Below are 26,208 nucleotides of genomic sequence, written 5' to 3' on the forward strand. Positions count from 1 at the left end.
ATCCAGTATATTTGTTCGCCCGTCTCCGTGCGCGCGCGAAGCTAAGACAGCGCCGCGGAGAGGGTCTTTTCGACCCAGTCCCGGTAGGCCGCGCCGGACCAGCCGAGATCGAGAACCAACGACCGGTACACCTGAGGGTGCCCGATCGCCCAGATCGCGGCCGCAGCCTCGTGGTCGCTCAGGCCCGCTCGCAGACCGCGGAGTCCGCGCAGCGTGGAGGCGGCCTCGCCATAGTGGTAGAGGCGCTGTGACGAGCGCCGCAGTTCGAGTTTCGCCACGTCCGGGTCGACGCCCGCGGCCTGAAGGATCACCCGGTGCACGCCCGCGGTGCGGGTGTTCGCCTCGACGATCCCCGCCGCGAGGATGCGGATGACCTCGCCCGCCGACCGGGCGGGCGCCGCCGGTCCCGGTCCGGCAGCGGCGACAAGACCCGGTGCCTCCGTGGCGGCGGTGCGATCGAGCACCGCCGCGAGCAGGTCGGCCTTACCGCCGATGGAGTTGTAGACGGTCTGCACTGCGACACCGGCGTTCGCCGCGATCGCGGCGATCGACGTCGGAATGTACCCGCGTTCGAGCATCAGCCGCTGGGCGGCCTCGACGATCACCTCTCGGGTGGCCGCGCCCTGCCTCGTGCGCCGCGTTGCCGGTGAATCAGGCGAATTCTCCATGACATTAGAATAGCATTCCACTCACTGGAATGGTGATCCAATACGCATCTCTGGAGGTCACTGCCTCGAGGCGTCGGCCCCCGGACGACAGAACGGATGCCCGTGCAGCCAGGCTGCGCGGACATCCGTTGTGTGTGCACTCCGCGCCGCCGGCCGGGGCGGGAGGCCGTGCGCTAGATCGAGAAGCCGAGGGCGCGCATCATGTCGCGCCCGTCGTCGGTGATCTTCTCCGGGCCCCACGGCGGCATCCAGACCCAGTTGATGCGGAACTGGTCGACGACGCCGTCCAGCGCCTCGGCGGTCTGTTCTTCGAGCACGTCGGTCAGCGGGCAGCCCGCGGAGGTCAGCGTCATGTGGATGATGAGGGCGTCGTTCTCGTCGTCCCAGCCCAGGTCGTAGATCAGGCCGAGGTCGACGACGTTGATGCCCAGCTCGGGGTCCATGACATCTTTGAGCGCTTCTTCGATTTCGTCGAATCGCGCCGGTGTCAGCGATGAAACCATGCTTTTAGCCTACGTTCGATTCGGTCAGAAAGCGATCGTAGCCCTCGTCCTCGAGCCGGTCGGCGAGTTCGGGGCCGCCCTGTTCGGCAATCCGTCCGTCCACGAACACGTGCACGAAGTCCGGCGTGATGTAGCGCAGGATGCGGGTGTAATGCGTGATCAGGAGCAGTCCGAGGCCGGTGTTCTCCTTGGCCCGGTTGACGCCCTCCGACACGATCTTGAGCGCGTCGACGTCGAGACCGGAGTCGGTCTCGTCGAGGATGGCGAACTTCGGCTTGAGCAGTTCGAGCTGGAGGATCTCGTTGCGCTTCTTCTCGCCGCCCGAAAAGCCCTCGTTGACGTTGCGCTCGGCGAAGCTCTTGTCCATCCGAAGGCGCGCCATCGACTCGCGGACGTCCTTGATCCAGGTGCGGATGGCCGGGGCCTCTCCGTCGATCGCGGTCTTGGCGGTGCGGAGGAAGTTCGTGACGGTGACGCCGGGGATCTCGACCGGGTACTGCATGGCCAGGAAAAGGCCGGCCCGGGCGCGCTGGTCCACGGTCATGGTGGTGACCTCTTCGCCGTCGAGCAGGATCGAGCCACTGTCGACCTTGTACTTGGGGTGGCCGGCGATCGTGTACGCGAGGGTCGATTTGCCCGAGCCGTTGGGGCCCATGATGGCGTGGATTTCGCCCTCTTTGATGGTCAGGTCGACCCCGCGCAGGATCTGCTTGGTGCCCTGGTCGGTCTCGACGCTGACGTGCAGGTCTTTGATCTCAAGAACAGACATGGATTCGCTATCTCTTTCATTCTCCGGCGCTGGGACCGGTACGTTGGGGTGGCTGGTGGCCACTGGGTCGGAACTCGACCAGGTCAGACGGGCACGATGACGGACGGGTCGATGTAGACATCGCCGTCGATCAGGTCGACCTTGAAGACCGGTACCGGTTCGTAGGCCGGCAGGTTCAGGGGCTTGCCCGTTTTGAGGGAGAACTTGGAACCGTGGGCCCAGCATTCGACGGTGTCGTCTTCGACGAATCCCTCGGACAGGGAGATGTCCCCGTGCGTGCAGGTGTCGCCGATGGCGAACACGTCCCCGGCTGCGTCGCGGACGACCACGATGGGCACCCCGTCGATTTCGACCTTGACGGCCTCATTCGGTTCGAGCTCGTCGAACGCGCAGATTTTCGTGGACGCCATGGTTACTTTTCCTCTGTTCCGCGGAGTTCCGCTTCGATCGCTGCCTGGAGCCGGTCCTCGAGTGGTTTGGACCCGATTTGCTGCACGATTTCGCTGAGGAAGCCGCGCACGACGAGCCGGCGGGCCTCATCCTCGGTGATGCCGCGGGACTGCAGGTAGAAGAGCTGCTCGTCGTCGAAGCGTCCGGTTGCGCTGGCGTGGCCGGCACCCTTGATGTCGCCGGTCTCGATCTCCAGGTTCGGGATCGAGTCGGCGCGGGTACCTTCGGTCAGCACGAGGTTGCGGTTCTGCTCGTAGCTGTCGGTGCCGGCCGCCGTGCGGCCGATCAGCACGTCGCCGATCCAGACGGTGCGTGCGCCCGTGCCCTGCAGCGCGCCCTTGTAGGTCACCCGGCTGCGGCTGTTCGGCGCGTCGTGGTTCACGTAGACCTGCTGTTCGAGGTGCTGCCCGGCGTCGGCGAAGTAGAGCCCGAGGAGTTCCGTGTCAGAGCCGGGTCCGGCCAGGCGCACGGACGGGTTGACCCGCACGATGCTGCCGCCGAGCGACACCACGATGTGCTTGAGGCGCGCGTCGCGTCCGATCGAGGCGAAGTGGTTGGCCAGGTGCACCGCACCGTCGTTCCATTCCTGGAGGGTCACCACGGTGAGGTTCGCAGACTCGCCGAGGATGATTTCGACGTTCTCGGTGAGGCGCGCGCCCCCGACGTTCTCGAGGATCACGACGGCCTGGCTGAACGGCTTGGCTTCGATGATGGTGTGCGCGCCGCGAGGCGCGGAGCCGAGGTGGGCACGGGTGACCGTGATCTCCTTCGCCTCCTCGCCGCCGACCGTGATCGCCAGGGCCTGGTCGAAACTGCTCCAGGCGTTGGCGGCGGCGCGTTCCTCCGGCGCTCCGGCGGTGCCGATCCGGGAATCATCCCGGTCGACCCAGCCGACGGTGATGTCGGCGGCCGGGGTGGACTCCACAGGGTAGACGGAACCGTCCAGGTCACCGCCCGTGAGGTCGGTGAACCTGGCGACCGGCGAGAGCTTCCAGACGGCCTCGCGCCCGGTCACCGGCGCGAAGTCCGCGACGTTGACGCTCTTGAAACGGTCGGATCGGGTCTGGACCGGCACGAAACCGAACCGCCCGTCCGAGTGTTCCTTGATTCCGTGCTGCTCTTCGGTGGGCATTGCTTCGGTTGTTGGCACCGTGGGGGTCACTGCCGATTCTTGTGTGGGTGGGGCGTGTGTAGGTGTGGGGGCGGCGGACATTTAGCCGACGGATCCTTCCATGCCCATTTCAATGAGCTTGTTGAGTTCGAGGGCGTACTCCATCGGGAGTTCCCGGGCGATCGGTTCGATGAAGCCGCGCACGATCATGGCCATCGCCTCGTCCTCGGGCATGCCGCGGCTCATCAGGTAGAACAACTGCTCTTCGCTGACCCGGGAAACCGTGGCCTCGTGGCCGAGTTGCACGTCGTCGACCCGGATGTCGATCGACGGGTAGGTGTCGGAGCGGGACTGGGTGTCGACCAGCAGGGCGTCGCAGCGCACCGTGTTCGCGGAGTGGTGCGCGGTGGCATCCACTCGCACCTCGCCTCGGTAACCGGAACGGCCGCCGCCACGGGCGATGGACTTCGAAACGATCGACGACTGGGTGTACGGCGCCATGTGGATCATCTTGGCGCCGGCGTCCTGGTGTTGACCGGGTCCGGCGAAAGCCACCGACAACGTCTCGCCCTTGGCGTGCTCGCCCATCAGGTAGATCGACGGGTACTTCATGGTCACCTTGGACCCGATGTTGCCGTCGATCCATTCCATCGTGGCACCCTCGGCAGCCGTGGCACGCTTGGTGACGAGGTTGTAGACGTTGTTCGACCAGTTCTGGATGGTCGTGTACCGAACGCGGGCGTTCTTCTTCACGATGATCTCGACGACCGCGGAGTGAAGCGAGTCCGAGGAGTAGATCGGGGCGGTGCAGCCCTCGATGTAGTGAACGTAGCTGCCCTCGTCGGCGATGATCAGGGTGCGCTCGAACTGGCCCATGTTCTCGGTGTTGATCCGGAAGTAGGCCTGCAGCGGGATCTCGACGTGCACGCCGGGCGGCACGTAGACGAAGGAGCCGCCGGACCAGACCGAGGTGTTCAGCGCGGCGAACTTGTTGTCGCCCGAGGGGATGACGGTGCCGAAGTACTCCTGGAAGATCTCCGGGTGCTCCTTGAGCGCTGTGTCGGTGTCCATGAAGATGACGCCCTGGGCTTCAAGCTCTTCGTTGATCTGGTGGTAGACCACCTCGGACTCGTACTGGGCGGCGACGCCGGAGACGAGTCGCTGGCGCTCGGCCTCGGGGATGCCGAGCTTCTCGTAGGTGTTCTTGATGTCGTCGGGCAGGTCATCCCAGGTCTGGGCCTGCTTCTCCGTGGAGCGGACGAAGTACTTGATGTTGTCGAAGTCGATGCCGGACAGGTCGGCACCCCAGGTCGGCATGGGCTTGCGCTCGAAGAGTTCGAGGGCCTTCAGCCGACGCTTCAGCATCCAGGCAGGCTCGTTCTTGAGCTTGGAGATGTCGGTGACAACCTCCGGTGAGATGCCACGGCGGGCCGATGCGCCGGCCGCGTCGGAGTCGGACCACCCGAATTCGTAGACACCGAGCCCCGCGAGTTCGGGGCGGTCGAGCAGGACGTCAGACATATATACCTCTTCTCCCACCCACGGCAACCCGGATATTAGTCCGGTCATTCCCGGTCTGGTCTTCCGAAGGAGACCCGGCGAGGGAACGGGTTGTGTGGGCGGCTACGTTGCGTACCTAAGATGTTTAAGGACGACGTGGTTTTCTCAGCCTCGGTTGTGTCAACCGCGGCCCGGCCGCCCAGGAAACACTTAATTCTACAGGTTAGCGGTGGGATTAGTAGTGCGATCCGGCGTTTTCACATGTGCCACAGCGAAGAGGAAGCAGAACCGGTGAAACGGATTTCGGAATGGTTGCCCGCGAGCGTTGACAAACGGGTTCGAGTGGTGGCCTGGATCTACCTCGCCGCCCAGATTCTTCTCGTGGGCACGGGAGGCCTGGTGCGGCTCACCGGTTCCGGCCTCGGGTGCCCGACCTGGCCCCGGTGCACGGACGCCTCCTTCGTCAACACGCCCGAAATGGGCATCCACGGTGTGATCGAGTTCGGCAACCGACTGCTCGGCGTCGTGCTGGGGCTGGTCGCGATCGCCGCGTTCCTGGCGGTCGTGCGACTGCGCCGGTCGCGTCCCGACCTGTTCTGGCTTGCGCTCATCGCCGGCCTCGGCATCCCCGCGCAGGCGGTCATCGGCGGAGTGAGCGTACTCGTCCAGCTCAACCCGTATGTGGTCGGGCTGCACTTCGTCATCTCGGTCGCCCTCGTCGTCCTCTGCACGATCTTCCTGCACCGCGTCTACACCGGAAACCCACACCGGATGCCGGCCGTCCCCGGGTGGTTCCGGTTCCTCGCGTACTCCACGGGCGCGCTCATCCTGGTCACCATCCTCGTCGGGATCGTCACCACCGGTTCTGGCCCGCACGCCGGCGATGCGAACGCGCCGCGCAACGGCCTCGACTCCGAGCTGCTCCAGCACGTGCACAGCTGGCCGGCCTATGCCACCCTTGCCCTGACGATCGCCCTCGTGATCGCCTCCGTCGCCCTGGCGCTCCCGCCGCGCGGCTGGGCCGTGCTGCTGCTGATCATCGAGGCCGGCCAGATCGGCGTCGGCCTGCTCCAGGCGAACATCGGGCTCCCGCCCGCGCTGGTCGGCATACACATGGTGCTGTCCTGCGTGCTCGCGGCGGCGATGACCGCGGTCCTGCTGAACCTCACCGTGCCGTCTGCGATTGCGTCGCCGGCGTCCGGCCCGCTCGCGGAGAGCGCCGCCGCCCGTTAAGCGGGATCGGTGATGAATCCCCTGGCCTTCATCCAGGCGAAGGCGACGTCGGCGGGTTCTTCACCGTCGACGTCGACCTTGCGGTTGAGGGACCTGAGCACCTTGTCGGTGAGAGCAGGCGTGATCTGGTCGAAGACATCCGCCAGCTCCGGGTGCTTCGTCAGGGTGTCGGTGAAGTACACGGGGGCCACGTTGTAAGCCGGGAAGAACGCCCGGTCGTCGGTCAGCACGGTCAGGCCGAGGGAGTCGATACGGCCGTCAGTCGTGAATACCTCGCCGAAGTTGCAGTCCCCCTTGTCGGTGGCGCTGTACACCGCGCCGCCGTCGTAGACTCCCACGTTGGCGTCCGGGACGCCGGCCGCTCCACGCTCGAGCCCGTAGGTTTCGAGCATCGGGTTGAAGCCGTCGGAGCGGGAATTGAATTCCGCCTCGACGCAGAAGGTGCGTTCCGCCACGGGAAGCGCCGCGATCTGCGACATCGTGCTGATTCCGCCGAGAGCCGCGGCCGCCTCGCTGCGGATGGCCAGGGCGTAGGTGTTGTTCATCGGGGCGGGACTGCCCCAGGTGAGCCCGTTCGCCAGATCGGCGTCGTGCACGGCCTTCCACTGGGCCGCCTGGTCGGGGATGCCCTCGGACCGGGCGAGGTAGGTCAGCCAGGCCGTGCCGGTGTATTCCCACATGAAGTCGGCCTGGCCGAGGGCGAGGAGTTCACGCGCGGGCTGGCTTCCGGGCAGGTTGCTCAGGTCCGTGACCTCGAACCCGGCGGCCTGTGCGGCCAGCACCGCGATCTTCCCGAGGATGAGTTGCTCGGTGAAGTTCTTCGAGGTGACCGTGAGTGACGCGTTCCCGAGTCCGGGGATCGGCCGGATGGTGCCCGGACCGACGGCAGGCACATAGGAGGTGGCCGGTGAGAGTCCGCAGCCCGTCAGGGCGAGCCCGGCGACCAGAAGAGTTGCCGGCGCGACCAGACGTCGTCGTCGATTCGTCATGGTTCGGCCCTTCTCGTGTATCAGCGTGGTGGAACGGAGGGTCATCAGAGGCCCTTCGGCCGGGCGAGTTGTTCGACGACGCGGCCGAGCCAGTCCACCAGGAGGGCGAGGAGCGCCACCAGCAGCGAGCCGGTCACGAGCACGGCGGTGAGCTTCAGGTTGACCCCGGTCGTGATCAGGATGCCGAGTCCACCCCCGTTGATGAACGTGGCGAGGGCCGCGGTTCCGACCAGCAGGACCATGGCGGTGCGGATGCCGGCGAGCATGACCGGTACCGCGAGGGGGAGTTCGACGCGCACCAGCACGGCGACGGCGCTCATCCCCATCCCCCGGCCGGCCTCCACCAGCCGGGCGTCCACCTGCTGGAGCCCGACGATCGTGTTCCGCAGCACCGGCAGCAGTGCGTAGAGCACGAGACCCATGGTCGCCGCCCAGAAACCGAACCCCAGCCAGAATGCGAGGAGCACGACCAGCCCGATTGCGGGGGCGGCCTGACCGATGTTCGCGGCGGTGAGCACCGGACCGGTGAACCGCCGCATCGCGGTGCGCGTGAGGGCGATCCCGAGCGGCACCGCGATCAGCAGCACGATCACGGCCGCGACGAGGGTGAGCTGCAGGTGTTCGACGGTGTAGCCCCACAGGGCGGCCGGGGCGAGCGTCGTCAGCTCGGTCTTCGACAGGTTCGCCGTGGCCAGCCAGCCCGCGAGGCCCAGCCCGGCGGCGACGATCCCGGCCAACTGCAGCGCCAGGCCGCGCCAGGCGGTGCGGCCTGGCGCGGGGGCCCTGCTCATGGCGCTGCCGGGGCGTCGCCGGCCGCAACCACCGGACCGGGACTGTCGGCGGGAGCACCGTCGTCACTCTCGTCGCCGGCGGCTATTGCGCTGAAGATACCCGTGTTCAGCCCGACGGGGGCATCCGTGGAGTCCAGCGCCGCCGCATCCTGAGACCGGCCGATCGCGTCCATGACGGTCTTGATGTCGATCACGCCCTTGAACACGTCACGGCGGCCCGTCACGAGCGCAGCCCCGGCGCTGGACACGAGCATCGTGTCGAGCGCGTCGCTGAGCGTCGCCCTGCTCCCCACGACGGGCAGGGCCGGATCCGGCGTCGAACCGATCGTCCCGAGCCGGCCGAGCTTGCGGCGGGAAAGCCATTGGATGGGACGCTCGCGCGAGTCGACGACCACCGCATGGCCGTGCCCGGCGGCGACAATCCTTGTCAGGACGTCCCGCGCCTGCTCGCCCGGACGGGCGAGTACCGCCTCCTCCATCGCGACATCGGCGACCCTCGTCAGCGTGAGCTGCTTCAGCCCGGCCCCTGACCCGATGAAGTTCTCGACGAACTCGTTGGCGGGGTTGCCCAGGATCCGTTCCGGTGTGTCGTATTGCACGAGCTGGGCGCCCTCGTCGAAGATCGCAATCCAGTCGCCCAGTTTCACGGCCTCGTCGAAGTCGTGGGTCACGCAGACGATGGTCTTCTGCAGCTCGTCCTGGATGTTGATCAGCTCGTCCTGCAGACGGAGGCGGGTGATCGGATCCACCGCCCCGAAGGGCTCGTCCATCAACAGCACGGGCGGATCCGCGGCGAGTGCCCGGGCGACGCCCACGCGCTGCTGCTGGCCGCCGGAGAGTTCCTTCGGGAACCGGTCCCGGTACTGCTCAGGGTCCAGTGATACAAGCTCGAGCAACTCGTCGACCCGCGCCGCGATGCGCTCCTTGCTCCAGCCGAGCATCCGGGGCACGATGCCGATGTTCGTGGCGACCGTCATGTGCGGGAACAGGCCGCCGGCCTGGATCACATAGCCGATTCCCCGACGGAGCCGGTCGCCGTTCATCTGCGTGACGTCGTCGCCGTCGACGACGATCCGCCCCTCGGACGGTTCGATGAGTCGATTGATCATCTTGAGCGTCGTGGTCTTGCCGCAGCCGGATGGGCCGACCAGCATGACCGTCTTGCCCGCAGGGATCTCCATGGTGAGGCCGTCGACGGCCGGCCTGGCCTGGCCGGGGTAGCGCTTGGTCACGTGGTCGAGCAGGATGCCGACCCCGGTCACGACGGTGGCGGCCGCTCTGGTCGGTGTTTGTTCAGGCACGGATACCTCGCGGGATGGTCAGGCGGCCGAGGCCGACGAGCAGGAGATCAAGGATGAGGGCCAGGATGATGACCCCGACGACACCGGTGACCACGGATTCGAACGAGTTGGCGCCGCCGAGCCGGGAAAGACCGGAGAAGATGAACCCGCCGAGGCCCGGGCCGAGCGCGTACGCCGCCACCGCGGCCACGCCCATCACCATCTGGGCCGAGACCCGGATACCGGTCAGGATGATCGGCCAGGCCAGCGGCAGTTCGACCTGGACCAGGGTCCTGAACCGGCTCATGCCGATCCCCCGTGCCGCCTCGACCACGGTCGGCGCGATACCGGACAGACCGACGACGGCATTCCGGAGGATGGGCAGCGTCGCGAAGAACGCGACCACGATCACGGCCGGGAGCACACCGAAACCGAACGGTGAGATCAGCAGGCCGATCAGGGCGAAGGACGGGATGGTCAGGCCGATGGCGGAGACCGAGTTCACGACACCGGTCAGCGCACGGCTGCGGTAGACGAGCGCGGCGATGACCACGGCCAGCACGGTCGCCAGCACCAGGCACTGCAGGACGAGGCTGAAGTGCTGCCAGCTGGAGAACAGGATCTGCTCATACCGGTCGCCCAGGAAATCCAGCATGGCGAGCCTTAGAAGGGCAGCAGCGGGTCGACGCCGACGGCGACGAACAGAAGCGTGAGGTACACGATCGAACCGTGGAACACCCGCATCGGCGACACGTGTTCGTGACGGATGGCGAGGCTGTACAAGCGGTGCGTTTCGTAGACGAACCAGCCGCCGGTGACCAGCGCCGTGAACGCGTAGACAAGCCCCATATCGGCGATCGGGATGAGCAGGAGGGAGCAGGCGACCGTGGCCCAGGCGTACAGGATGACCTGCAGTCCGACCTGGCTGCGGCCGCGGATGACCGCGAGCATCGGCACCCCGGCGGCCTGGTACTCGCTGCGGTACTTCATCGAGAGCGGCCAGTAGTGCGGCGGGGTCCACAGGAAGATGATCAGGAACAGGATGAACGGGGGCCAGGACAGGTCGCCGGTGACCGCAGCCCAGCCGATCAGGACCGGCATGCAGCCCGCGATGCCGCCCCAGACGATGTTCTGCGCGGTCCGCCGTTTGAGAACCAGCGTGTAGAAGACCACGTAGAGCAGGATGGCGCCGAGCGACAGCAGGGCGGCGAGCCAGTTGGTGAACACCCAGAGCCAGACGATGGACACGGCGCCGAGAACCCAAGCGAAAACGAGGGCCTGACGGTCGGTCAGCTCCCCCGTCACCAGCGGACGGTTCTTGGTGCGGTCCATCACCCGGTCGATGTCCCGGTCGATGTAGCAGTTGAAGGCCCCGGCCGATCCGGCGCTGAACGCACCGCCGACCAGGGTCGCCAGGACCAGCCACAGGCTCGGGATGCCCTGCTGCGCCAGGAACATGGTCGGCGCGGTCACGACGAGCAGGAGTTCGACGACCCTCGGCTTCGTCAGAGACAGATAGGCCAGGAACGTGCGCCGGAATGAGCGGGTTCCGCTCACGGTCGGGGTCGAGACGGGTCCGGGCATGACTCCTCTTACGCTGTGCATTGTGAGACGAGTCTAGGCGATCCGGCCGTGAGAACAGGCAGGGGCGCTCCGGACCGGGGCATCCGAGGTTCGGTGCCATACGCCGTCACAACGCTCGGCCGTTTCTCGACGACTGCCTATACTGGGGGGTGCTCGCCAATCTCGGTGCATGCGCGGATCCACCGAAGTCGGGCCTCTGCCGCAACGCTTGGATGACGTCGATGTCCACGGGCGCGCTCAATCCAATGGGTGCGGGTTCACGACAACCTGCCCCCTTTGTCTACGAAGGGTCAAGACCAAGTGGCAGCACTGCAGTGGGATTCGATTGACAACAAGGCGGTCGACACGGCACGTCTGCTCGCGGCCGACGCCGTCGAGAAGGTCGGGAACGGGCACCCGGGGACGGCGATGAGCCTCGCCCCCGCCGCCTACCTGCTGTTCCAGAAGGTCATGCGCCGCGACCCTGCCGACAACGAATGGATCGGCCGCGACCGGTTCATCCTCTCGGTCGGACACAGCTCCCTCACGCAGTACGTGCAGTTGTACCTCGGCGGTTACGGCCTCGAACTCGACGACCTCAAGGCCCTTCGCACCTGGGGTTCGAAGACGCCGGGCCACCCCGAATACGGTCACACCGACGGTGTCGAGATCACCACGGGCCCGCTCGGCCAGGGGCTGGCCTCCGCGGTCGGCTTCGCCTACGCCTCTCGTTTCGAGCGCGGCCTGTTCGACCCGGAGGCGCCGGCCGGCACGAGCCCGTTCGACCACTTCGTCTACGTGATCGCCGGCGACGGCGACCTGCAGGAAGGCATCACCAGCGAGGCGTCCTCGCTGGCCGGCCACCAGCAGCTCGGCAACCTGATCGCGATCTACGACAGCAACCAGATCTCGATCGAGGACGACACCAACATCGCCTTCACCGAGGACGTCGCTGCCCGCTACGGGGCCTATCACTGGCACGTGCAGACGGTCGACTGGAAGAAGACGGGCTCCTATGTTGAAGACGTGCAGGCGCTCAATGATGCGATCGAGGCCGCCCAGGGCGTAACCGACAAACCGTCCCTGATCATCCTGAAGACCATCATCGGCTGGCCCAGCCCGAAGAAGCAGAACACCGGCAAGATCCACGGTTCGGCGCTCGGCGCCGACGAACTGGCGGCCGTCAAGGCGATCCTCGGCTTCGATCCGGAGCAGACCTTCGAGGTGGCCGACGAGGTCATCGAGCACACCCGCAAGGCGCTCGTCCGCGGCGCGGCCGCGCACTCCGACTGGGATGCCACGTTCCTGGCGTGGGCAGAGGCGAACCCCGAGCGCAAGGCGCTGCTCGACCGGGTACTTTCCGGTGAACTCCCCGAGGGCGTCGAAGCGGCCCTTCCGGTGTTCGAAGGCGGCACCGAGGTGTCGACGCGCGCGGCATCCGGCAAGGTCCTGACCGCGCTCGGCGCCGTGATCCCCGAACTCTGGGGCGGCTCGGCCGACCTCGCCGAGTCGAACAACACGACCATCGGCGGTGCCGCCTCGTTCATTCCCGGCGAGCATTCCACCCACGAGTGGACGGGCAACGAGTACGGCCGGGTGCTGCACTTCGGCATCCGTGAGCACGCGATGGCCGCCATCCTCAACGGCATCGTGCTGCACGGAAACACCCGCCCCTTCGGTGGCACGTTCCTCATCTTTAGCGACTACATGCGCCCAGCGATCCGGCTGGCCGCGCTGATGAAGGCCCCCTCGATCTTCGTCTGGACGCACGACTCCGTCGCCCTCGGCGAGGACGGTCCCACCCACCAGCCGATCGAGCAGCTCGCGACCCTGCGGGCCATTCCCGGCCTCGACGTGGTCCGCCCCGGCGACGCCAACGAGGTGTCCTGGGCCTGGAAGACGATCCTTGAACGCCGGAACGGTCCGGCCGGGATCGTCCTGACCCGCCAGAACATCCCGGTGTTCACCCGCGGCGACGGCGACGCAACCGGCGACGTCCTCGCCTCGGCCCGGAACGTGGCCAAGGGCGCGTACATCCTGGCGGAGGCGGCCAACGGCACACCCGACGTCATCCTGATCGGCACCGGTTCAGAGGTGCAGCTGGCGCTGGCCGCCAGGGAAGCGCTGAAGGCTGAGGGCATCAACGCCCGCGTCGTGTCGGCGCCGAGCCTCGAATGGTTCACGGAGCAGTCAGCGGAGTACCGCGAGTCGGTCCTTCCGAAAACCGTGACGGCCCGGGTATCGATCGAGGCGGGAATCGCGTTGACCTGGGACAGGTACGTCGGCGATCGCGGCCGCAGCATCTCCATCGAGCACTTCGGCGCGTCGGCGGATTACAAGACCCTGTTCCGCGAATTCGGTATCACGACGGAGGCCGTCGTCGCCGCCGCCAAGGATTCACTCGCCGCCCTCTGAGCTCGTCGACGGCGCCCACCCCCACACCTGAATCACCCGCTTCACTAGGAGAATCACTATGACCGAGAACACTCCCCTTGCCCAGCTATCCACTGCCGGCGTCAGCATTTGGCTCGATGACCTGTCCCGCGAACGCATCGTTTCCGGCGGCCTGCAGAACCTGATCGACACGAAGAACGTCGTCGGTGTGACCACCAACCCGACCATCTTCGCCGGCGCCCTCAGCAAGGGCGACGCGTACGTGGAGCAGGTGGCGGCCCTCGCCGCCGCCGGCGCCACCGTGCAGGAGGCCGTCTTCGAGATCACGACCGACGACGTCCGGGCCGCCAGCGACATCTTCCGCCCCGTCTACGACGGCACCCGCGGCGTCGACGGCCGGGTCTCGATCGAGGTCGAGCCCGGCCTCGCCCACGACGCGGCCGGCACGGTCGCCCAGGCTGAGGAACTCTGGGCCAAGGTGGACCGTCCCAACGCCATGATCAAGATCCCGGCGACCATCGAGGGTCTCGACGCGATCACCGCGACCATCGCGCAGGGCATCAGCGTGAACGTCACCCTGATCTTCAGCCTCGAGCGTCACCGCCAGGTCATCAACGCCTACCTGTCCGGCCTGGAGAAGGCCCGCTCGGCCGGCCTCGACCTGTCGACGATCCACTCCGTGGCCTCGTTCTTCGTGTCGCGCGTCGACACCGAGATCAACCAGCGCCTCGAAGCCATCGGCACGGATGCGGCCCTCGCCCTCAAGAGCAAGGCCGGCGTCGCCAACGCCCAGCTGGCCTACGAGGTCTTCGAACAGGCCTTCTCCAGTGAGCGCGCCCTCGGCCTTCTCGCTGCCGGCGCCAACAAGCAGCGCCCGCTCTGGGCGTCCACCGGCGTCAAGGACCCGACCCTGCCGGACACCCTCTACGTGACCAACCTGGTCGCACCAGAGGTCGTCAACACGATGCCCGAGAAGACGCTCGAGGCGACGCTCGACCACGGTGTCATCCCCGCCGACTCGGTCACCGGCGCCTACGACGAGGCCAACGCCGTACTCGACGCTCTCGCGAACGAAGGCGTCTCCTACGTGGACGTCACCCAGGTCCTCGAGGCGGAGGGTGTCGCCAAGTTCATCGTCTCCTGGAACGAACTCCTCGAAACCGTTTCCGTCGCGCTCGACGCCGCGAAGGCCACCGCGGGGGCAGCACTGTGAGCTTCCGCATCTCGGTCAGCGGCGCGGCAGCCGACGCCGTGCGCAGCACGGTCCCGACCCTTGTCGCCGACATGGTCGCATCCGGCATCACCGCGTTGGACCCTGCCCTCTGGGGCCCGGAAGCCGAGGACGAGGCTGCCAAGCGACTCGGCTGGACCGAGTCGGTTTCCGTCTCCCGGCCGCTCATCCCCGAGATCCTGGCGCTGCGCGACGAACTGCGCGCCAAGGGAGTGGACCGGATCGCCCTGGCCGGCATGGGCGGCTCCTCGCTCGCGCCGGAGGTCATCACCAGCACCGCCGGCGTGCCCCTGACGGTGCTCGACTCGACCGACCCCGGCCAGGTCCTCGCCGCACTCGGCGACCATCTTGCCGCCACCGCGCTCGTCGTCTCCTCCAAGTCGGGCTCGACTGCGGAGACCGACAGCCAGCGTCGCGTATTCGAACGTGCCTTCCGCGAAGCCGGCATCGACCCGGCCGAGCGGATCATCGTCGTCACCGACCCTGGTTCCCCGCTGGACGCGTCCGCGCGCGCCGCCGGTTACCGCGTCTTCAACGCCGATCCCACCGTCGGCGGGCGCTTCTCCGTGCTGACCGCCTTCGGCCTGGTGCCCTCCGGGCTCGCCGGGGTGGACATCAATGAGTTGCTCGACGAGGCCGAGGCGATCTCGATCGCCCTTGCCGTCGACAGCCCGGAGAACCCGGGGCTCATCCTCGGTGCGGCGATCGCCGCGACCACGCCGCGTCGAGACAAGCTCGCGATCGTCTCCGACGGCACCCACATCGTCGGTTTCGCCGACTGGGCCGAACAGCTCATTGCCGAGTCCACCGGCAAACAGGGAAAGGGCATCCTCCCGGTCGTCCTCGGTCTGGCTGCCCCCGAGCTGTCGGAGAACCTCCCCGATGTCCAGGTCGTGCGCCTCGTCGCCGACGCCGGGATGGAGGTCTTCTCTGCCCGAGACGGCGCGGACGAGATCCGCGTCAGCGGAACCCTCGGCGCGCAGTTCCTGGTCTGGGAGTACGCCACCGTCATCGCCGGGCGCCTGATCGGCATCAACCCCTTCGATCAGCCCGACGTGGAGGCTGCCAAGATCGCCACCCGCGGCCTGCTCGACGCCCGCCCGGAACCCGTTCCCGCGGCGTTCATCTCGGACGGCATCGAGGTCAGGGGCACTGCCCACGTGATCGGGGCCGCCAGCGACCTGGCCTCCGCCATCGACGCGCTCCTGGAGGAGCTCGGCCCGGACGGCTACCTGTCCGTGCAGGCCTACGTCAACCGCCTGGCCCTGCCGCAGCTCGCCGAGATCCGCGACCTGCTCGCGGCCCTGTCCCAGCGCCCGGTGACCTTCGGGTGGGGACCTCGGTTCCTGCACTCGACCGGCCAGCTACACAAGGGCGGCCCGGCCACCGGCGTCTTCCTGCAGATCCTCGCCACTCCCCCCGTCGACCTGGACATCCCGGAGCGCCCGTTCACGTTCGGCGAGCTCATCCAGGCCCAGGCCAGCGGAGACGCGAGCGTTCTGGCCGACCACGGTCGCCCAGTGCTCACGCTCACACTGACCCAACCGGAAGCGAACGTGGACACACTGTTCGCGGCCCTCCGCTAACCGAAACGCGTCACCCGGCCGGCCACGGCCACGCCGCTGTCCACACCCTGAAGGAGCTGCATGTCCCCGGTGGAAATCACCCCGGAGTTCAATCCCCTGCGATCGCCCTCCGACTACCGCCTGAATCGAATTGCGGGGCCCAGCAGCCTCGTCATTTTCGGCGTGACCGGAGACCTCTCACGGAAGAAACTCATGCCGGCCGTCTACGACCTGGCCAACCGGGGCCTGCTGCCGCCCGGATTCGCCCTGGTCGGCTTCGCCCGGCGGGACTGGGACAACGAGGACTTCATGCAGGTGGTGCACGACTCCGTCAAGGAGTTCGCCCGCACCGAGTTCCATGAGGATGTCTGGGCGCAGCTGGCCGAGGGCATCCGTTTCGTTCCTGGGACGTTCGACGACGACGAGTCGTTCGAACGTCTCAAGGAGACGATCGCGTCGCTCGATGAGGAACGCGGAACGATGGGCAACCACGCGTTCTACCTGTCGATCCCGCCGAAGGCCTTCCCTCAGGTGACCGAGCAGCTCAGGCGGTCCGGGCTGGCGGAACAGAAGAACGGGCAATGGCGGCGTGTCGTGATCGAGAAGCCGTTCGGCAGCGACCTGCAGACCGCGCGCGAACTGAACGACGTTGTCGAGTCGGTCTTCCCTCCCGATTCCGTCTTCAGGATCGACCACTACCTGGGCAAGGAGACGGTCCAGAACATTCTGGCGCTGCGTTTCGCCAACCAGTTGTACGAACCGATCTGGAACGCCAACTACGTCGACCACGTGCAGATCACGATGGCCGAGGACATCGGTGTCGGCGGCCGGGCCGGCTACTACGACGGCATCGGCGCGGCCAGGGACGTGATCCAGAACCACCTGCTCCAGCTCCTGGCCCTCACCGCGATGGAGGAGCCCATCTCCTTCGACGCGGCAGACCTGCGCACCGAGAAGGAGAAGGTGCTCGCGTCGATCCGCCTGCCGGAAGACCTCGCCACCGGCACGGCCAGGGGCCAGTATGCCGGCGGCTGGCAGGGCGGGGAGAAGGTCCTCGGCTTCCTCGAGGAGGACGGCATGGACCCCGAATCGGTCACCGAGACCTACGCGGCGCTCCGCCTCACGATCGACACCCGTCGCTGGTCGGGGGTGCCGTTCTACCTCCGGGCAGGCAAGCGCCTCGGACGCCGCGTCACCGAGATCGCCGTCGTGTTCAAGCGAGCGCCGCAGCATCTCTTTGCGAAGGGCAACACGGCCGACCTCGGCCAGAACGCACTCGTGATCCGGGTGCAGCCCGACGAGGGCGTCACCATTCGCTTCGGTTCCAAGGTGCCCGGTGTCGGCATGCAGGTGCGGGACGTCACCATGGACTTCGGCTACGGCCATGCCTTCACCGAGGCCAGCCCGGAGGCCTACGAGCGCCTGATCCTCGACGTGCTCCTCGGCGACCCGCCCCTCTTCCCCCGGCATGAAGAGGTGGAACTGTCCTGGAAGATCCTCGATCCGATCGAGGAGTTCTGGGCCGAGCAGGGACAACCGGAGCAGTACCGTCCGGGAACCTGGGGCCCGGCCTCAGCCGATGAACTGCTGTCTCGCGACGGCCGACACTGGAGACGCCCATGATCGTCGATCTTCCCGACACCACCACCTCCAAGATCTCCAAGGCCCTGGTCAGGATCCGCGAAGAGGGCGGCGCGGTCGCTCTCGGCCGGGTCCTCACCCTGATCATCGCGTCGACGATGGGCCATGAAGAGGAGGCCATCGAGGCCGCGAACGACGCGTCCCGCGAGCACCCGATGCGGGTCATCGTCGTGTCCACCCAGGCGCTCGATGACAAGGGTCTCGCCACGACAGCACGCATCGACGCGGAGATCCGGGTCGGCGGCGACGCCGGCGCAAGCGAGGTCATCGTGCTCCGCGCCTACGGCGAGGCCGCCAGCGACCCGGAGAGCCTGGTCACCGGCCTGCTGCTGCCGGATGCTCCCGTCGTGGCCTGGTGGCCCGGTGTGGCCCCGGCCGTGCCCGCCGAGTCCCCGCTCGGACGCATCGCCTACCGCCGGATCACGGACGCGTCCGCGCAGCTCGACCCGCAGGCCGCGCTGCATCACCTCTGCACCTCCTATCGCCCCGGCGACACCGACTTCGCCTGGACCCGGCTGACCTTGTGGCGAGCCCAGCTCGCCGCGGTCCTCGACCAGCCGCCCTACCTGCCGGTCACGGCCGTTCAGGTGTCCGGTGCGTCAGATTCCCCGTCGACCGCCCTGCTGGCCGCCTGGCTCCAGTTGCAGCTGCAGGTTCCGGTCAGCTACGAGTTCACCACCGATCCCCTGTCCAGCGGTATCCGCGGCGTGCACCTCACCCGAGCGGCCGGCGTGATCTCGCTCGAGCGGGAGGTGCCCGGCATCGCCACCCTCACTCAGCCGGGCCAGCCGGTGCAGGACCTCACCCTCAAACGGCGCAGTCTCCGCGACTGCCTCAGCGACGAGCTGCGCCGACTCGACCCTGATGAGTTGTATGGTGAGGTCATCACGCGCGGCCTCCCGCACCTTGACGATGTGGTCGCAGATCAAACCGAAGGACGACCGTGACCAACGAACGACGCGTACTCGTACACCCGGACCGGGCCGCCCTCGCGGCGTCGGTGGCGGCTCGATTCATCACGACGACCGTGGACATCCTGCATGAGCAGGGTGAGATCAATGTGGTCCTCGCGGGCGGCTCCGTCGCCAACGAGGTGCTCGCGGCGATCAACGCCTCCGCAGCCAGGGACACCATCGATTGGGACCTGGTCACCTTCTGGTGGGGTGACGAGCGCTGGGTGCCGAAGAACGACCCCGAACGCAACGAGCTGCAGGCGCGGAACGCACTCCTCGACCACATCGCGGTCCCCGCGGCGAACATCCATCCCTTCGCGGCCTCGGACGAGGGCACCGATCTGGATTCCGCCGCCGCAGCCTACGCGGCCCAACTCGAGGCCGCGTCGATCGAGGGCACTGCCCTTCCGCGCTTTGATATCACGTTCCTGGGCGTCGGACCGGACGGACACGTCGCCTCGCTCTTCCCGCACCAGCCCGGGATCAGGGAGTCGGAGGCGAGTGTGCTCGCCGTGCGGGACTCGCCCAAGCCCCCCGCGGAACGACTCAGCCTGAGCAGGCCCGCCCTTAACTCATCCCGGTGCATCTGGATGGTCCTCGCCGGGCCGGACAAGGCATCTGCCCTCGGGCTCGCCCTCGCCGGCGCGAGCCGTGACGAGGTTCCCGTGGCCGGGATCAAGGGACGCCGGTACACGAACTTCTTCGTTGACCGGGAAGCCGCCGCAGAGGTCCCGGAGAACCTCACCGCGTCGACCTTCTGACTGGACTCGGAAGCGGGCTACGCGAGCCGGCCCAGACGAGACAAGAGCGGCGAGAAAAGAGAGGGCCCCGATATATCGGGGCCCTCTCTGTGTCTTTGCGGAACCTGGGACCGGACGGCCGGGATGCTAGTTGGTGGCGGAGAGCTTCCCGCGACGAACCCGCAACTGCTGCAGCGCCTCTTCGAGGAGGGATTCGGCTTCCTCCTCAGTGCGACGCTCCTTCACGTAGGCGAGGTGCGTCTTGTACGGCTCGAGCTTCACCACCGACGGCGGGTTCTCCTTGTCGCGCCCCGCAGGCAGGCCGGATGACGGGCAGTCGATGGTCTCCGGGATTTCGTCGTCCGGGAGGTTCGCCGCGAAGTACCGGACCGTCTCATTGCCGAGGGCGTCCCAGTAGGAAACCCTGATCCGGTCCGCGTGGAAACCGCGGTCCTGCTCACCCATGGGGCCAGCTCCTACACGGGAGCCACGAATTGCGCTGCCACCAGATGCCATGATGTTCCTCCGCTAGAAAGGGGCGTTGAAGCTGATCGGCCGTTTCAGCCAATGGTGACGTGAACGGGTCGTGCAGAATTCGTTCGGCCGGGAATCAACCCCGGCCTCGCGAAGTGGATCAGAGACCCACGCCGAACTTCGTGATCAGTCCGAGGACGACGATGCACGAGATCCACAGGAGTCCCAGGATGACGGTGATGCGGTTGAGGTTTCGTTCGGCGACGCCGGAAGCGCCGAGGTTCGAGGTCACACCGCCGCCGAACATGTCGGACAGTCCGCCGCCACGCCCCTTGTGCAACAGAATGAGCATGGTGAGCAGGAGGCTCGTAATGCCGAGCAAAACCTGCAGCACTACCTGGAGAATACCCACGCGAAACCTTTCACAGTGCGATGGGGCACTTGCCCCACCAAGATCAGTGATAATCATAGCCTGACTCACGTCACAACCCGCCGTCCCCCGATTCGGGGACGGCGGGTTGCCTCAAACGGTGTGACCGGCGCTACAGACCAACGTGCTTCTGAAAACGCACGATGCTGGAGAACTCATCGATGTCCAGGCTTGCTCCGCCGACGAGGGCGCCATCCACATTGGGCTCGCGCATGTAGCCGGCGATGTTGACGCCCTTGACGGAACCTCCGTAGAGGATGCGGGTCTTTGCGGCCACATCTTCCCCGAGGGTGTCCTTCAGCACGGTGCGCAGCTGGGCCGCAACCTGCTCGGCCTGCTCCGGAGTGGCAGCCTGGCCGGACCCGATCGCCCAGACGGGCTCGTAGGCCACGACGATGTCCGCCGCGTTGGAGACGCCGGACAGGGCCGCCTTCAACTGCGCAACCGGCACGGCGCTGGGGCCGTGCAGTTCCAGGTCCGCGGCGGTCTCGCCGACGCAGATGATCGGAACCAGGTTGTGCCGCAGTGCGGCCTTGACCTTGGCAGCGACCTGCTCGTCGTTCTCGCCGTGCAGCGTTCGCCGCTCGGAGTGACCGATCAGAACGTACTGGCACTCCAACTGAGACAGGAATGCGCCGGAGATCTCACCGGTGTAGGCGCCGGAGTCCTGTGCCGACAGGTCCTGCGCGCCGTAAGCGAGCGGGAGCTTGTCAGCGGACACGAGCGTCTGCACCGAACGAAGATCGGTGAACGGCGGGAACACGGCGACCTCGACGGCTGAGAAGTCGTGCTTCGCATCCTTGAGGTTCCATGCCAGCTTCTGCACGAAGGCGATGGCCTGGAGGTGGTCCAGGTTCATCTTCCAGTTGCCCGCGATCAGCGGGGTGCGCCGCGGGTTGTCGTTTACTGCCATCCGAGGACCTCCAGTCCTGGTAGGCGCTTGCCCTCGAGGAATTCGAGGCTGGCGCCACCGCCGGTTGAGATGTGACCGAACTGATCGTCCGTGAACCCGAGCGTGCGTACGGCGGCGGCGGAATCGCCACCTCCGACGACGCTCAGCCCATCGACCTCAGTCAGGGCGGCGGCCACCACACGGGTGCCCTCCGCAAACGGTGCGAACTCGAACACGCCCATGGGGCCGTTCCAGAACACCGTCTTCGACGAGCTGATGATCGCGGCGAAGGCCGCGGCCGTCTCCGGCCCGATGTCCAGACCCATACCGGAGGCACCGAATGCGGTGTCCTCGATCGAGTCGGCCGTGGTGATCACGTGCTCAGCATCGGGTGCGAACTTCGACGCCACGACGACATCAGTCGGGAGGACGATCTTCACACCCAGGCGCTCGGCCTCGACCAGGTAACCGCGGACGGTTTCGATCTGGTCGGCCTCGAGCAGGCTCGCGCCCACCTTGTGGCCCTGAGCCGCGAGGAACGTGTAGAGCATTCCGCCACCGATGAGCAGCGAGTTGACCCGCGGCAGGAGGTGACCGATCACGCCGAGCTTGTCCGACACCTTCGAGCCACCGAGGACGACCGTGTAGGGCGCCTCCGGCTTCTCGGTGAGACGATCGAGGACCTCGAGCTCCGCGGCGATCAGGAGACCGGCGGCGCTCGGCAGGATCGATGCCAGGTCGAACACGCTGGCCTGCTTGCGGTGGACGACGCCGAAGCCGTCCGAGACGAGCACGTCACCGAGAGCGGCGAGCTCGTTGGCGAACGCAACGCGTTCGGCGTCGACCTTGCTGGTCTCCCCCGGGTTGAACCGGAGGTTCTCAAGCACGACGACGTCACCGTCAGCCAGGGCCGCGACGGCAGCCGTCGCGGACTCGCCGACGGTGTCGGTGGCGAACGCGACCTCGCTGCCCAGCAGCTCAGCCAGGCGTGCGGCGACCGGAGCCAGGCTGTACCTGTCTTCCGGTGCACCCTTGGGTCGGCCGAGGTGAGAGACGATCACGACTCGGGCGCCCTGGACGAGCAGCGCCTTGATGGTGGGCAGGGACGCGCGAACGCGGCCATCGTCCGTGATCTCTCCGTCTTTCAACGGAACATTGAGATCGCAACGGACGATGACGCGCTTGCCGTGGAGCTGCCCCAGTGATTCGATTGTTCGAAGTGTCACCGCGGGCCTCGGTTAGAGGCTCTTGGCGACGAGTTCGGTGAGGTCAACCATGCGGTTGGAGTAGCCCCACTCGTTGTCGTACCAGGACGACAGCTTGACCTGGTCGCCGATGACGCGCAGCAGGCCGGCATCGAAGATGGACGAGTGCGGGTCGGTGACGATGTCGCTGGAGACGATCTCGTCTTCGGTGTACATCAGGATGCCCTTGAGGGGACCGTCGGCTGCTGCCTTGTAGGCGGCCTTGATGGCTTCGACGGTCACCGGGCGTTCCGCGATGACGGTCAGGTCGGTGATGGAGCCGGTGGGAACCGGCACGCGAAGTGCGAAGCCGTCAAGCTTTCCCTTGAGCTCCGGGAGCACGATTCCGAGCGCCTTGGCGGCACCGGTCGAGGTCGGGATGATGTTGACAGCGGCGGCGCGAGCGCGGCGCAGGTCGGAGTGCGGGCCATCCTGAAGGTTCTGGTCGGCCGTGTACGCGTGGATCGTGGTCATCAGACCGGACTTGATGCCGAAGTTGTCGTTGAAGACCTTGGCAAGCGGCGCGAGGCAGTTCGTGGTGCACGACGCGTTGGAGATGATGTCGAACTTGGCCGGGTCGTAGTCCTGCTCGTTGACGCCCATGACGATCGTCGCGACCTCGCCGGTGGCGGGAGCGGAGACGATGACCTTCTTGGCGCCGGCGGTGATGTGCTTGCGCGCGTCGTCAGCCTTGGTGAAACGACCGGTGGACTCGATGACGATGTCGACGCCCAGCGCACCCCAGGGGAGGTTGGCCGGGTCGCGCTCGGCGAGGACCTTAATCGGCTTGCCGTTGACGAGGATCGAGTCGCCGTCAACCGAGACGGTTGCGGCAAGGCGCCCGGTGATGGAGTCATATTTAAGGAGGTGAGCCAGCGTCTTCGTGTCGGTGAGGTCGTTCACGGCGACGATCTCAATGTCGCTGCCCTGGGCGAGGGCGGCGCGAAGATAATTACGGCCAATGCGGCCAAATCCGTTAATACCGATCTTTACAGACACGAATGTCTCCTAATCTTGTGCGCCGAGGCGCGTTTCTTGTGGGTGAACTGGACGGGGTGCCGGCCCCCGCGAGGGGGCCGGTCCTGCTATGAGAGCAGGAGCAGCCCGTTGGTCTTTTCGCGTGCGATCGTGAAGCGTTCCTGGACGTTCGCCCAGTTGACGATGTTCCAGAATGCCTTCACGTAGTCCGCACGCACGTTGCGGTAGTCGAGGTAGTACGCGTGCTCCCAGACGTCCAGCATCAGCACCGGGATCGTGCCGGCGGCGAAGTTGGCCTGCTGGTCGAAGAACTGCTGGATGATCAGACGCTGGCCGATCGAGTCCCAGGCGAGCACAGCCCAGCCGGATCCCTGCACGCCGAGCGCGGTGGCCGCGAAGTGGGCCTGGAACTTGTCGAAGGACCCGAAGTTGTCGTCGATGGCGCTGGCCAGGTCGCCGGTGGGCTTGTCGCCGCCGTCCGGGGAGAGGTTGGTCCAGAAGATCGAGTGGTTGACGTGCCCGCCCAGGTTGAAGGCGAGGTCCTTCTCAAGCTTGTTGACGTAGGTCAACTGCCCGGAATCACGGGCCTCGGCCAGCTGCGCGAGGGCGGTGTTGGCCCCGGTCACATAGGCCTGGTGGTGCTTGCTGTGGTGGAGTTCCATGATGGTGCCGCTGATGCTCGGCGCGAGCGCCGAGTAGTCGTAGGCGAGGGCCGGGAGTGTGTATTCAGCCAATGTGTATTTCCTCTGAATTTGTCGGCGGCAAATGCTCCGCCACCAGTTAGTGAGCGACCTATCTAGTCTACTCAGGTCGCGCTGGCCGCGTGACGAACGGCGGAATCAGGCCTCGTCGAGGTCGGAGGGCAGATCGGCGTCGGTTCCGGGGATTCCCTGGTCCGCCGCCTTCTTGTCCGCCATCGCGAGCAGCCGGCGGATCCTGCCGGCGACGGCGTCCTTGGTCATCGGCGGGTCTGCGTGGTGGCCGAGCTCGTCAAGGCTTGAATCCCGGAAGGAGAGGCGCAACTCCCCCGCGTAGCGCAGGTGCTCGGGAATGTCGGTGCCGAGGATCTCCATGGCCCGCTGAACCCGGGCGCAGGCTGCGACGGCGGCCTGCGCGGACCGGCGGAGGTTGGCGTCGTCGAAGTTGACGAGCCGGTTGGCGGTGGCTCGCACCTCACGGCGCTGACGGAGTGCCTCCCAGTTGAGCACGGTGTCCTGGGCGCCCATGTGCACGAGCATCGCGCCGATCGCGTCGCCGTCGCGGATGACCACCCGGTGCACGCCGCGCACCTCCCTCGCCTTGGCGACCACGCCCAGGCGCCCCGCCGCACCGACCAGGGCCATGGCCGCTTCGTTGCCCGGGCAGGTGATTTCGAGGGCGGCGGAGCGCCCCGGGTCGGTCAATGAGCCGTGGGCCAGGAAGGCACCCCGCCAGACGGCGGCGATCTCTTCCTTCGACCCTGTGGTCAGCCGGTTCGGCAGCCCGCGGATCGGACGCCGCCTGGCGTCCAGGAGACCGGTCTGCCTGGCCAGGGTCTCTCCCCCGTCGAGGACGCGCACAAGGAAGTGACTCGTCCTGCGCAGCCCGGAGGCCGCGATGACGGAGACGTCGCTGCGCACCCCGTACAGCTCGGCCAGGTCCTTGCGAACGCGGCGGGCGAGGAGTGCGGTGTCGAGCTCGGATTCGATGGCGATCCGGCTGGAGATCATGTGGAGTCCGCCGGAAAACCGGAGGATGGTGGCCAGTTCCGCAGCCCGAACCGTGGTCTTCGAAACCTCGACGCGAGCGAGTTCGTCTTTAACGTCGGCCGTGAGTGCCAATCGCTTGTCCATTCTGTTGTCCTGGCCTTGTCCCGGCCGGGAGTTGTTCTGGCTGGGCCCGGTGGCTGTTTCCAGGCACCGTCGGCCGTGGTTATTCTCGTCCGAGGTCGCGGTTCTTGAGACTGACCGCTACCCCGGGAAAGTTCTTGATCCGGCTGGCGATCTCGGCCGACATCGCCACCGAACGGTGCTTGCCCCCGGTGCAGCCGACCGCGATCGTCACGTGGCGTTTGTTCTCACGCTGGTAACCGGCGAGGACAGGTTCCAGTGCCGCCGCATAGTTGTCCAGGAACTCCACCGCGCCGGTCTGGGCGAGTACGAAGTCACGGACTTCGGCGTCCTGTCCGGTGTGTGCGCGAAGCTCGGGGATCCAGAAGGGATTCGGCAGGAAACGCACGTCGGCGACCATGTCGACATCCGTGGGCAGGCCGTACTTGAAGCCGAAGCTCATCAGGGTGACGTTGACCCCGGCGGTGTCAGCCGCCGCGAACCGGTCGGTGATCGTCGTGGCCAGTTGATGGATATTCAGGTCCGAGGTGTCGATCACCAGATCGCAGGATTCCCGGACGGCGCTGAGTTTGCTGCGCTCGGCCGAAATCCCGTCGAGGATGGTGCCGTCGCCCTGGAGCGGATGCGGCCTGCGCACCGACTCGAACCGGCGCACGAGCACATCATCCCGGGCCTCGAGGAAGATGACCCGCACGCGGGCGCTCTTGCGCAGTGACTGGACGATCTCCTGGAAATCAGTGAAGAAGCCCCGGCCGCGGATATCGACGACGGCGGCGATCTTCGGCAGGCTGGTGCCGGCCCGGCTGACCAGTTCCACCAGCGGCCGCAGCATCTGCGGGGGCAGGTTGTCCACGACGTACCAGCCGAGGTCCTCCAGCGCGTTGGCCACGGTCGAGCGTCCCGCTCCGGACATGCCCGTCACGATAAGCATCTCCTGCTTGTCGTTCTCCGTTGTCATATTCGCTCTGACGCCTTCGGTT

26 protein-coding genes are annotated in these 26,208 nt (G+C 66.8%); 7 read left to right on the forward strand and 19 right to left on the reverse strand.

Annotation, left to right across the window (positions count from 1 at the left end; all coding sequences use genetic code 11):
- Window positions 1-41: 41 nt before the first annotated feature.
- The 6 genes from E3O32_RS02300 to sufB form a co-directional block, all read right to left on the reverse strand.
- Window positions 42-668: a TetR/AcrR family transcriptional regulator gene (locus tag E3O32_RS02300; RefSeq protein ID WP_134506590.1), complete on the reverse strand. Its 627-nt coding sequence runs from the start codon at window positions 666-668 to the stop codon at window positions 42-44.
- 173 nt (window positions 669-841) lie between these two features.
- Window positions 842-1,171, reverse strand: a complete 330-nt coding sequence (locus E3O32_RS02305) for a metal-sulfur cluster assembly factor (protein WP_134506592.1) — start codon at window positions 1,169-1,171, stop codon at window positions 842-844.
- 4 nt (window positions 1,172-1,175) lie between these two features.
- Window positions 1,176-1,940, reverse strand: a complete 765-nt coding sequence (sufC, locus tag E3O32_RS02310) for a Fe-S cluster assembly ATPase SufC (protein WP_134506594.1) — start codon at window positions 1,938-1,940, stop codon at window positions 1,176-1,178.
- Between the two features lie 83 nt (window positions 1,941-2,023).
- Window positions 2,024-2,350 carry a non-heme iron oxygenase ferredoxin subunit gene (locus E3O32_RS02315; protein WP_134506595.1) on the reverse strand — a complete coding sequence of 109 codons (327 nt, stop codon included), beginning with the start codon at window positions 2,348-2,350 and terminating at the stop codon, window positions 2,024-2,026.
- 2 nt (window positions 2,351-2,352) lie between these two features.
- Window positions 2,353-3,522: a Fe-S cluster assembly protein SufD gene (gene sufD, locus E3O32_RS02320; protein WP_134506597.1), complete on the reverse strand. Its 1,170-nt coding sequence runs from the start codon at window positions 3,520-3,522 to the stop codon at window positions 2,353-2,355.
- A gap of 81 nt (window positions 3,523-3,603) precedes the next feature.
- Entirely contained in the window at window positions 3,604-5,022 is a 1,419-nt protein-coding gene (sufB, locus tag E3O32_RS02325; RefSeq protein WP_134506599.1) for a Fe-S cluster assembly protein SufB, read from the reverse strand.
- Window positions 5,023-5,292: 270 nt separating this feature from the next.
- On the opposite strand from sufB, the gene E3O32_RS02330 reads away from it, so the two are divergent.
- On the forward strand, window positions 5,293-6,234 hold the full coding sequence (locus tag E3O32_RS02330; RefSeq protein WP_134506600.1) for a COX15/CtaA family protein: 942 nt from the start codon (window positions 5,293-5,295) through the stop codon (window positions 6,232-6,234).
- On the opposite strand, the gene E3O32_RS02335 is transcribed toward E3O32_RS02330, so the two are convergent.
- From E3O32_RS02335 to E3O32_RS02355, 5 genes are read right to left on the reverse strand one after another with little or no spacing between them, the layout of a single operon-like run.
- On the reverse strand, window positions 6,231-7,223 hold the full coding sequence (locus E3O32_RS02335) for a glycine betaine ABC transporter substrate-binding protein (protein WP_134506602.1): 993 nt from the start codon (window positions 7,221-7,223) through the stop codon (window positions 6,231-6,233). The two genes, E3O32_RS02330 and E3O32_RS02335, sit on opposite strands and share 4 nt — an antisense overlap.
- 44 nt (window positions 7,224-7,267) lie before the next feature.
- Window positions 7,268-8,014 carry an ABC transporter permease gene (locus tag E3O32_RS02340; RefSeq protein ID WP_134506604.1) on the reverse strand — a complete coding sequence of 249 codons (747 nt, stop codon included), beginning with the start codon at window positions 8,012-8,014 and terminating at the stop codon, window positions 7,268-7,270.
- Window positions 8,011-9,315: an ATP-binding cassette domain-containing protein gene (locus E3O32_RS02345; protein ID WP_241974485.1), complete on the reverse strand. Its 1,305-nt coding sequence runs from the start codon at window positions 9,313-9,315 to the stop codon at window positions 8,011-8,013. The genes E3O32_RS02340 and E3O32_RS02345 overlap by 4 nt, the downstream gene beginning before the upstream one ends.
- On the reverse strand, window positions 9,308-9,949 hold the full coding sequence (locus E3O32_RS02350; RefSeq protein WP_134506606.1) for an ABC transporter permease: 642 nt from the start codon (window positions 9,947-9,949) through the stop codon (window positions 9,308-9,310). Before E3O32_RS02350 ends, E3O32_RS02345 begins: the two co-directional genes overlap by 8 nt.
- An 8-nt stretch (window positions 9,950-9,957) precedes the next feature.
- Window positions 9,958-10,878, reverse strand: a complete 921-nt coding sequence (locus E3O32_RS02355; RefSeq protein ID WP_134506608.1) for a heme o synthase — start codon at window positions 10,876-10,878, stop codon at window positions 9,958-9,960.
- Between the two features lie 300 nt (window positions 10,879-11,178).
- Here E3O32_RS02355 and tkt point away from each other — a divergent pair, with 300 nt between their 5' ends.
- Genes tkt through pgl form a run of 6 tightly spaced genes read left to right on the forward strand, consistent with a single transcriptional unit; the run spans window position 11,179 to window position 19,402 of the window.
- Window positions 11,179-13,272 carry a transketolase gene (gene tkt, locus E3O32_RS02360; protein ID WP_134506610.1) on the forward strand — a complete coding sequence of 698 codons (2,094 nt, stop codon included), beginning with the start codon at window positions 11,179-11,181 and terminating at the stop codon, window positions 13,270-13,272.
- A gap of 58 nt (window positions 13,273-13,330) precedes the next feature.
- Window positions 13,331-14,464: a transaldolase gene (gene tal, locus E3O32_RS02365; protein WP_134506612.1), complete on the forward strand. Its 1,134-nt coding sequence runs from the start codon at window positions 13,331-13,333 to the stop codon at window positions 14,462-14,464.
- Window positions 14,461-16,068, forward strand: coding sequence for a glucose-6-phosphate isomerase (locus tag E3O32_RS02370; RefSeq protein ID WP_134506614.1), 1,608 nt, complete (start codon window positions 14,461-14,463; stop codon window positions 16,066-16,068). The genes tal and E3O32_RS02370 overlap by 4 nt, the downstream gene beginning before the upstream one ends.
- A gap of 60 nt (window positions 16,069-16,128) precedes the next feature.
- The gene (gene zwf / locus E3O32_RS02375) at window positions 16,129-17,670 is read left to right on the forward strand and encodes a glucose-6-phosphate dehydrogenase (RefSeq protein WP_134506616.1); all 1,542 of its coding nucleotides are present in this window, start codon (window positions 16,129-16,131) and stop codon (window positions 17,668-17,670) included.
- Entirely contained in the window at window positions 17,667-18,635 is a 969-nt protein-coding gene (locus E3O32_RS02380; protein ID WP_134506618.1) for a glucose-6-phosphate dehydrogenase assembly protein OpcA, read from the forward strand. The genes zwf and E3O32_RS02380 overlap by 4 nt, the downstream gene beginning before the upstream one ends.
- On the forward strand, window positions 18,632-19,402 hold the full coding sequence (gene pgl, locus E3O32_RS02385; protein ID WP_134506620.1) for a 6-phosphogluconolactonase: 771 nt from the start codon (window positions 18,632-18,634) through the stop codon (window positions 19,400-19,402). The genes E3O32_RS02380 and pgl overlap by 4 nt, the downstream gene beginning before the upstream one ends.
- 126 nt (window positions 19,403-19,528) lie before the next feature.
- On the opposite strand, the gene E3O32_RS02390 is transcribed toward pgl, so the two are convergent.
- The 8 genes from E3O32_RS02390 to rapZ all read right to left on the reverse strand — a co-directional run bounded on the left by E3O32_RS02390 (window position 19,529) and on the right by rapZ (window position 26,186).
- A complete protein-coding gene (locus E3O32_RS02390) occupies window positions 19,529-19,897 on the reverse strand; it encodes an RNA polymerase-binding protein RbpA (protein ID WP_134506622.1) in 369 nt (122 codons plus the stop codon).
- 118 nt (window positions 19,898-20,015) lie between these two features.
- Window positions 20,016-20,267, reverse strand: a complete 252-nt coding sequence (gene secG, locus E3O32_RS02395; RefSeq protein ID WP_134506624.1) for a preprotein translocase subunit SecG — start codon at window positions 20,265-20,267, stop codon at window positions 20,016-20,018.
- A 130-nt stretch (window positions 20,268-20,397) separates the two neighbouring features.
- On the reverse strand, window positions 20,398-21,198 hold the full coding sequence (tpiA, locus tag E3O32_RS02400; protein WP_134506626.1) for a triose-phosphate isomerase: 801 nt from the start codon (window positions 21,196-21,198) through the stop codon (window positions 20,398-20,400).
- A complete protein-coding gene (locus E3O32_RS02405) occupies window positions 21,189-22,403 on the reverse strand; it encodes a phosphoglycerate kinase (protein ID WP_134506628.1) in 1,215 nt (404 codons plus the stop codon). The genes tpiA and E3O32_RS02405 overlap by 10 nt, the downstream gene beginning before the upstream one ends.
- A 12-nt stretch (window positions 22,404-22,415) precedes the next feature.
- Window positions 22,416-23,420, reverse strand: coding sequence for a type I glyceraldehyde-3-phosphate dehydrogenase (gap, locus tag E3O32_RS02410; protein WP_134506630.1), 1,005 nt, complete (start codon window positions 23,418-23,420; stop codon window positions 22,416-22,418).
- A gap of 86 nt (window positions 23,421-23,506) precedes the next feature.
- Window positions 23,507-24,133, reverse strand: coding sequence for a superoxide dismutase (locus E3O32_RS02415; protein WP_134506632.1), 627 nt, complete (start codon window positions 24,131-24,133; stop codon window positions 23,507-23,509).
- A 105-nt stretch (window positions 24,134-24,238) separates the two neighbouring features.
- Window positions 24,239-25,219 (reverse strand): DNA-binding protein WhiA, encoded by a 981-nt coding sequence (whiA, locus tag E3O32_RS02420; RefSeq protein ID WP_134506923.1) that lies wholly within the window; start codon window positions 25,217-25,219, stop codon window positions 24,239-24,241.
- A gap of 91 nt (window positions 25,220-25,310) precedes the next feature.
- Complete coding sequence (gene rapZ, locus E3O32_RS02425) at window positions 25,311-26,186, reverse strand: RNase adapter RapZ (RefSeq protein ID WP_134506634.1); 876 nt, start codon at window positions 26,184-26,186, stop codon at window positions 25,311-25,313.
- Window positions 26,187-26,208: the final 22 nt, after the last annotated feature.

The organism is Cryobacterium mannosilyticum, assembly GCF_004402705.1.
In the GTDB taxonomy this organism is placed as follows: domain Bacteria; phylum Actinomycetota; class Actinomycetes; order Actinomycetales; family Microbacteriaceae; genus Cryobacterium; species Cryobacterium mannosilyticum.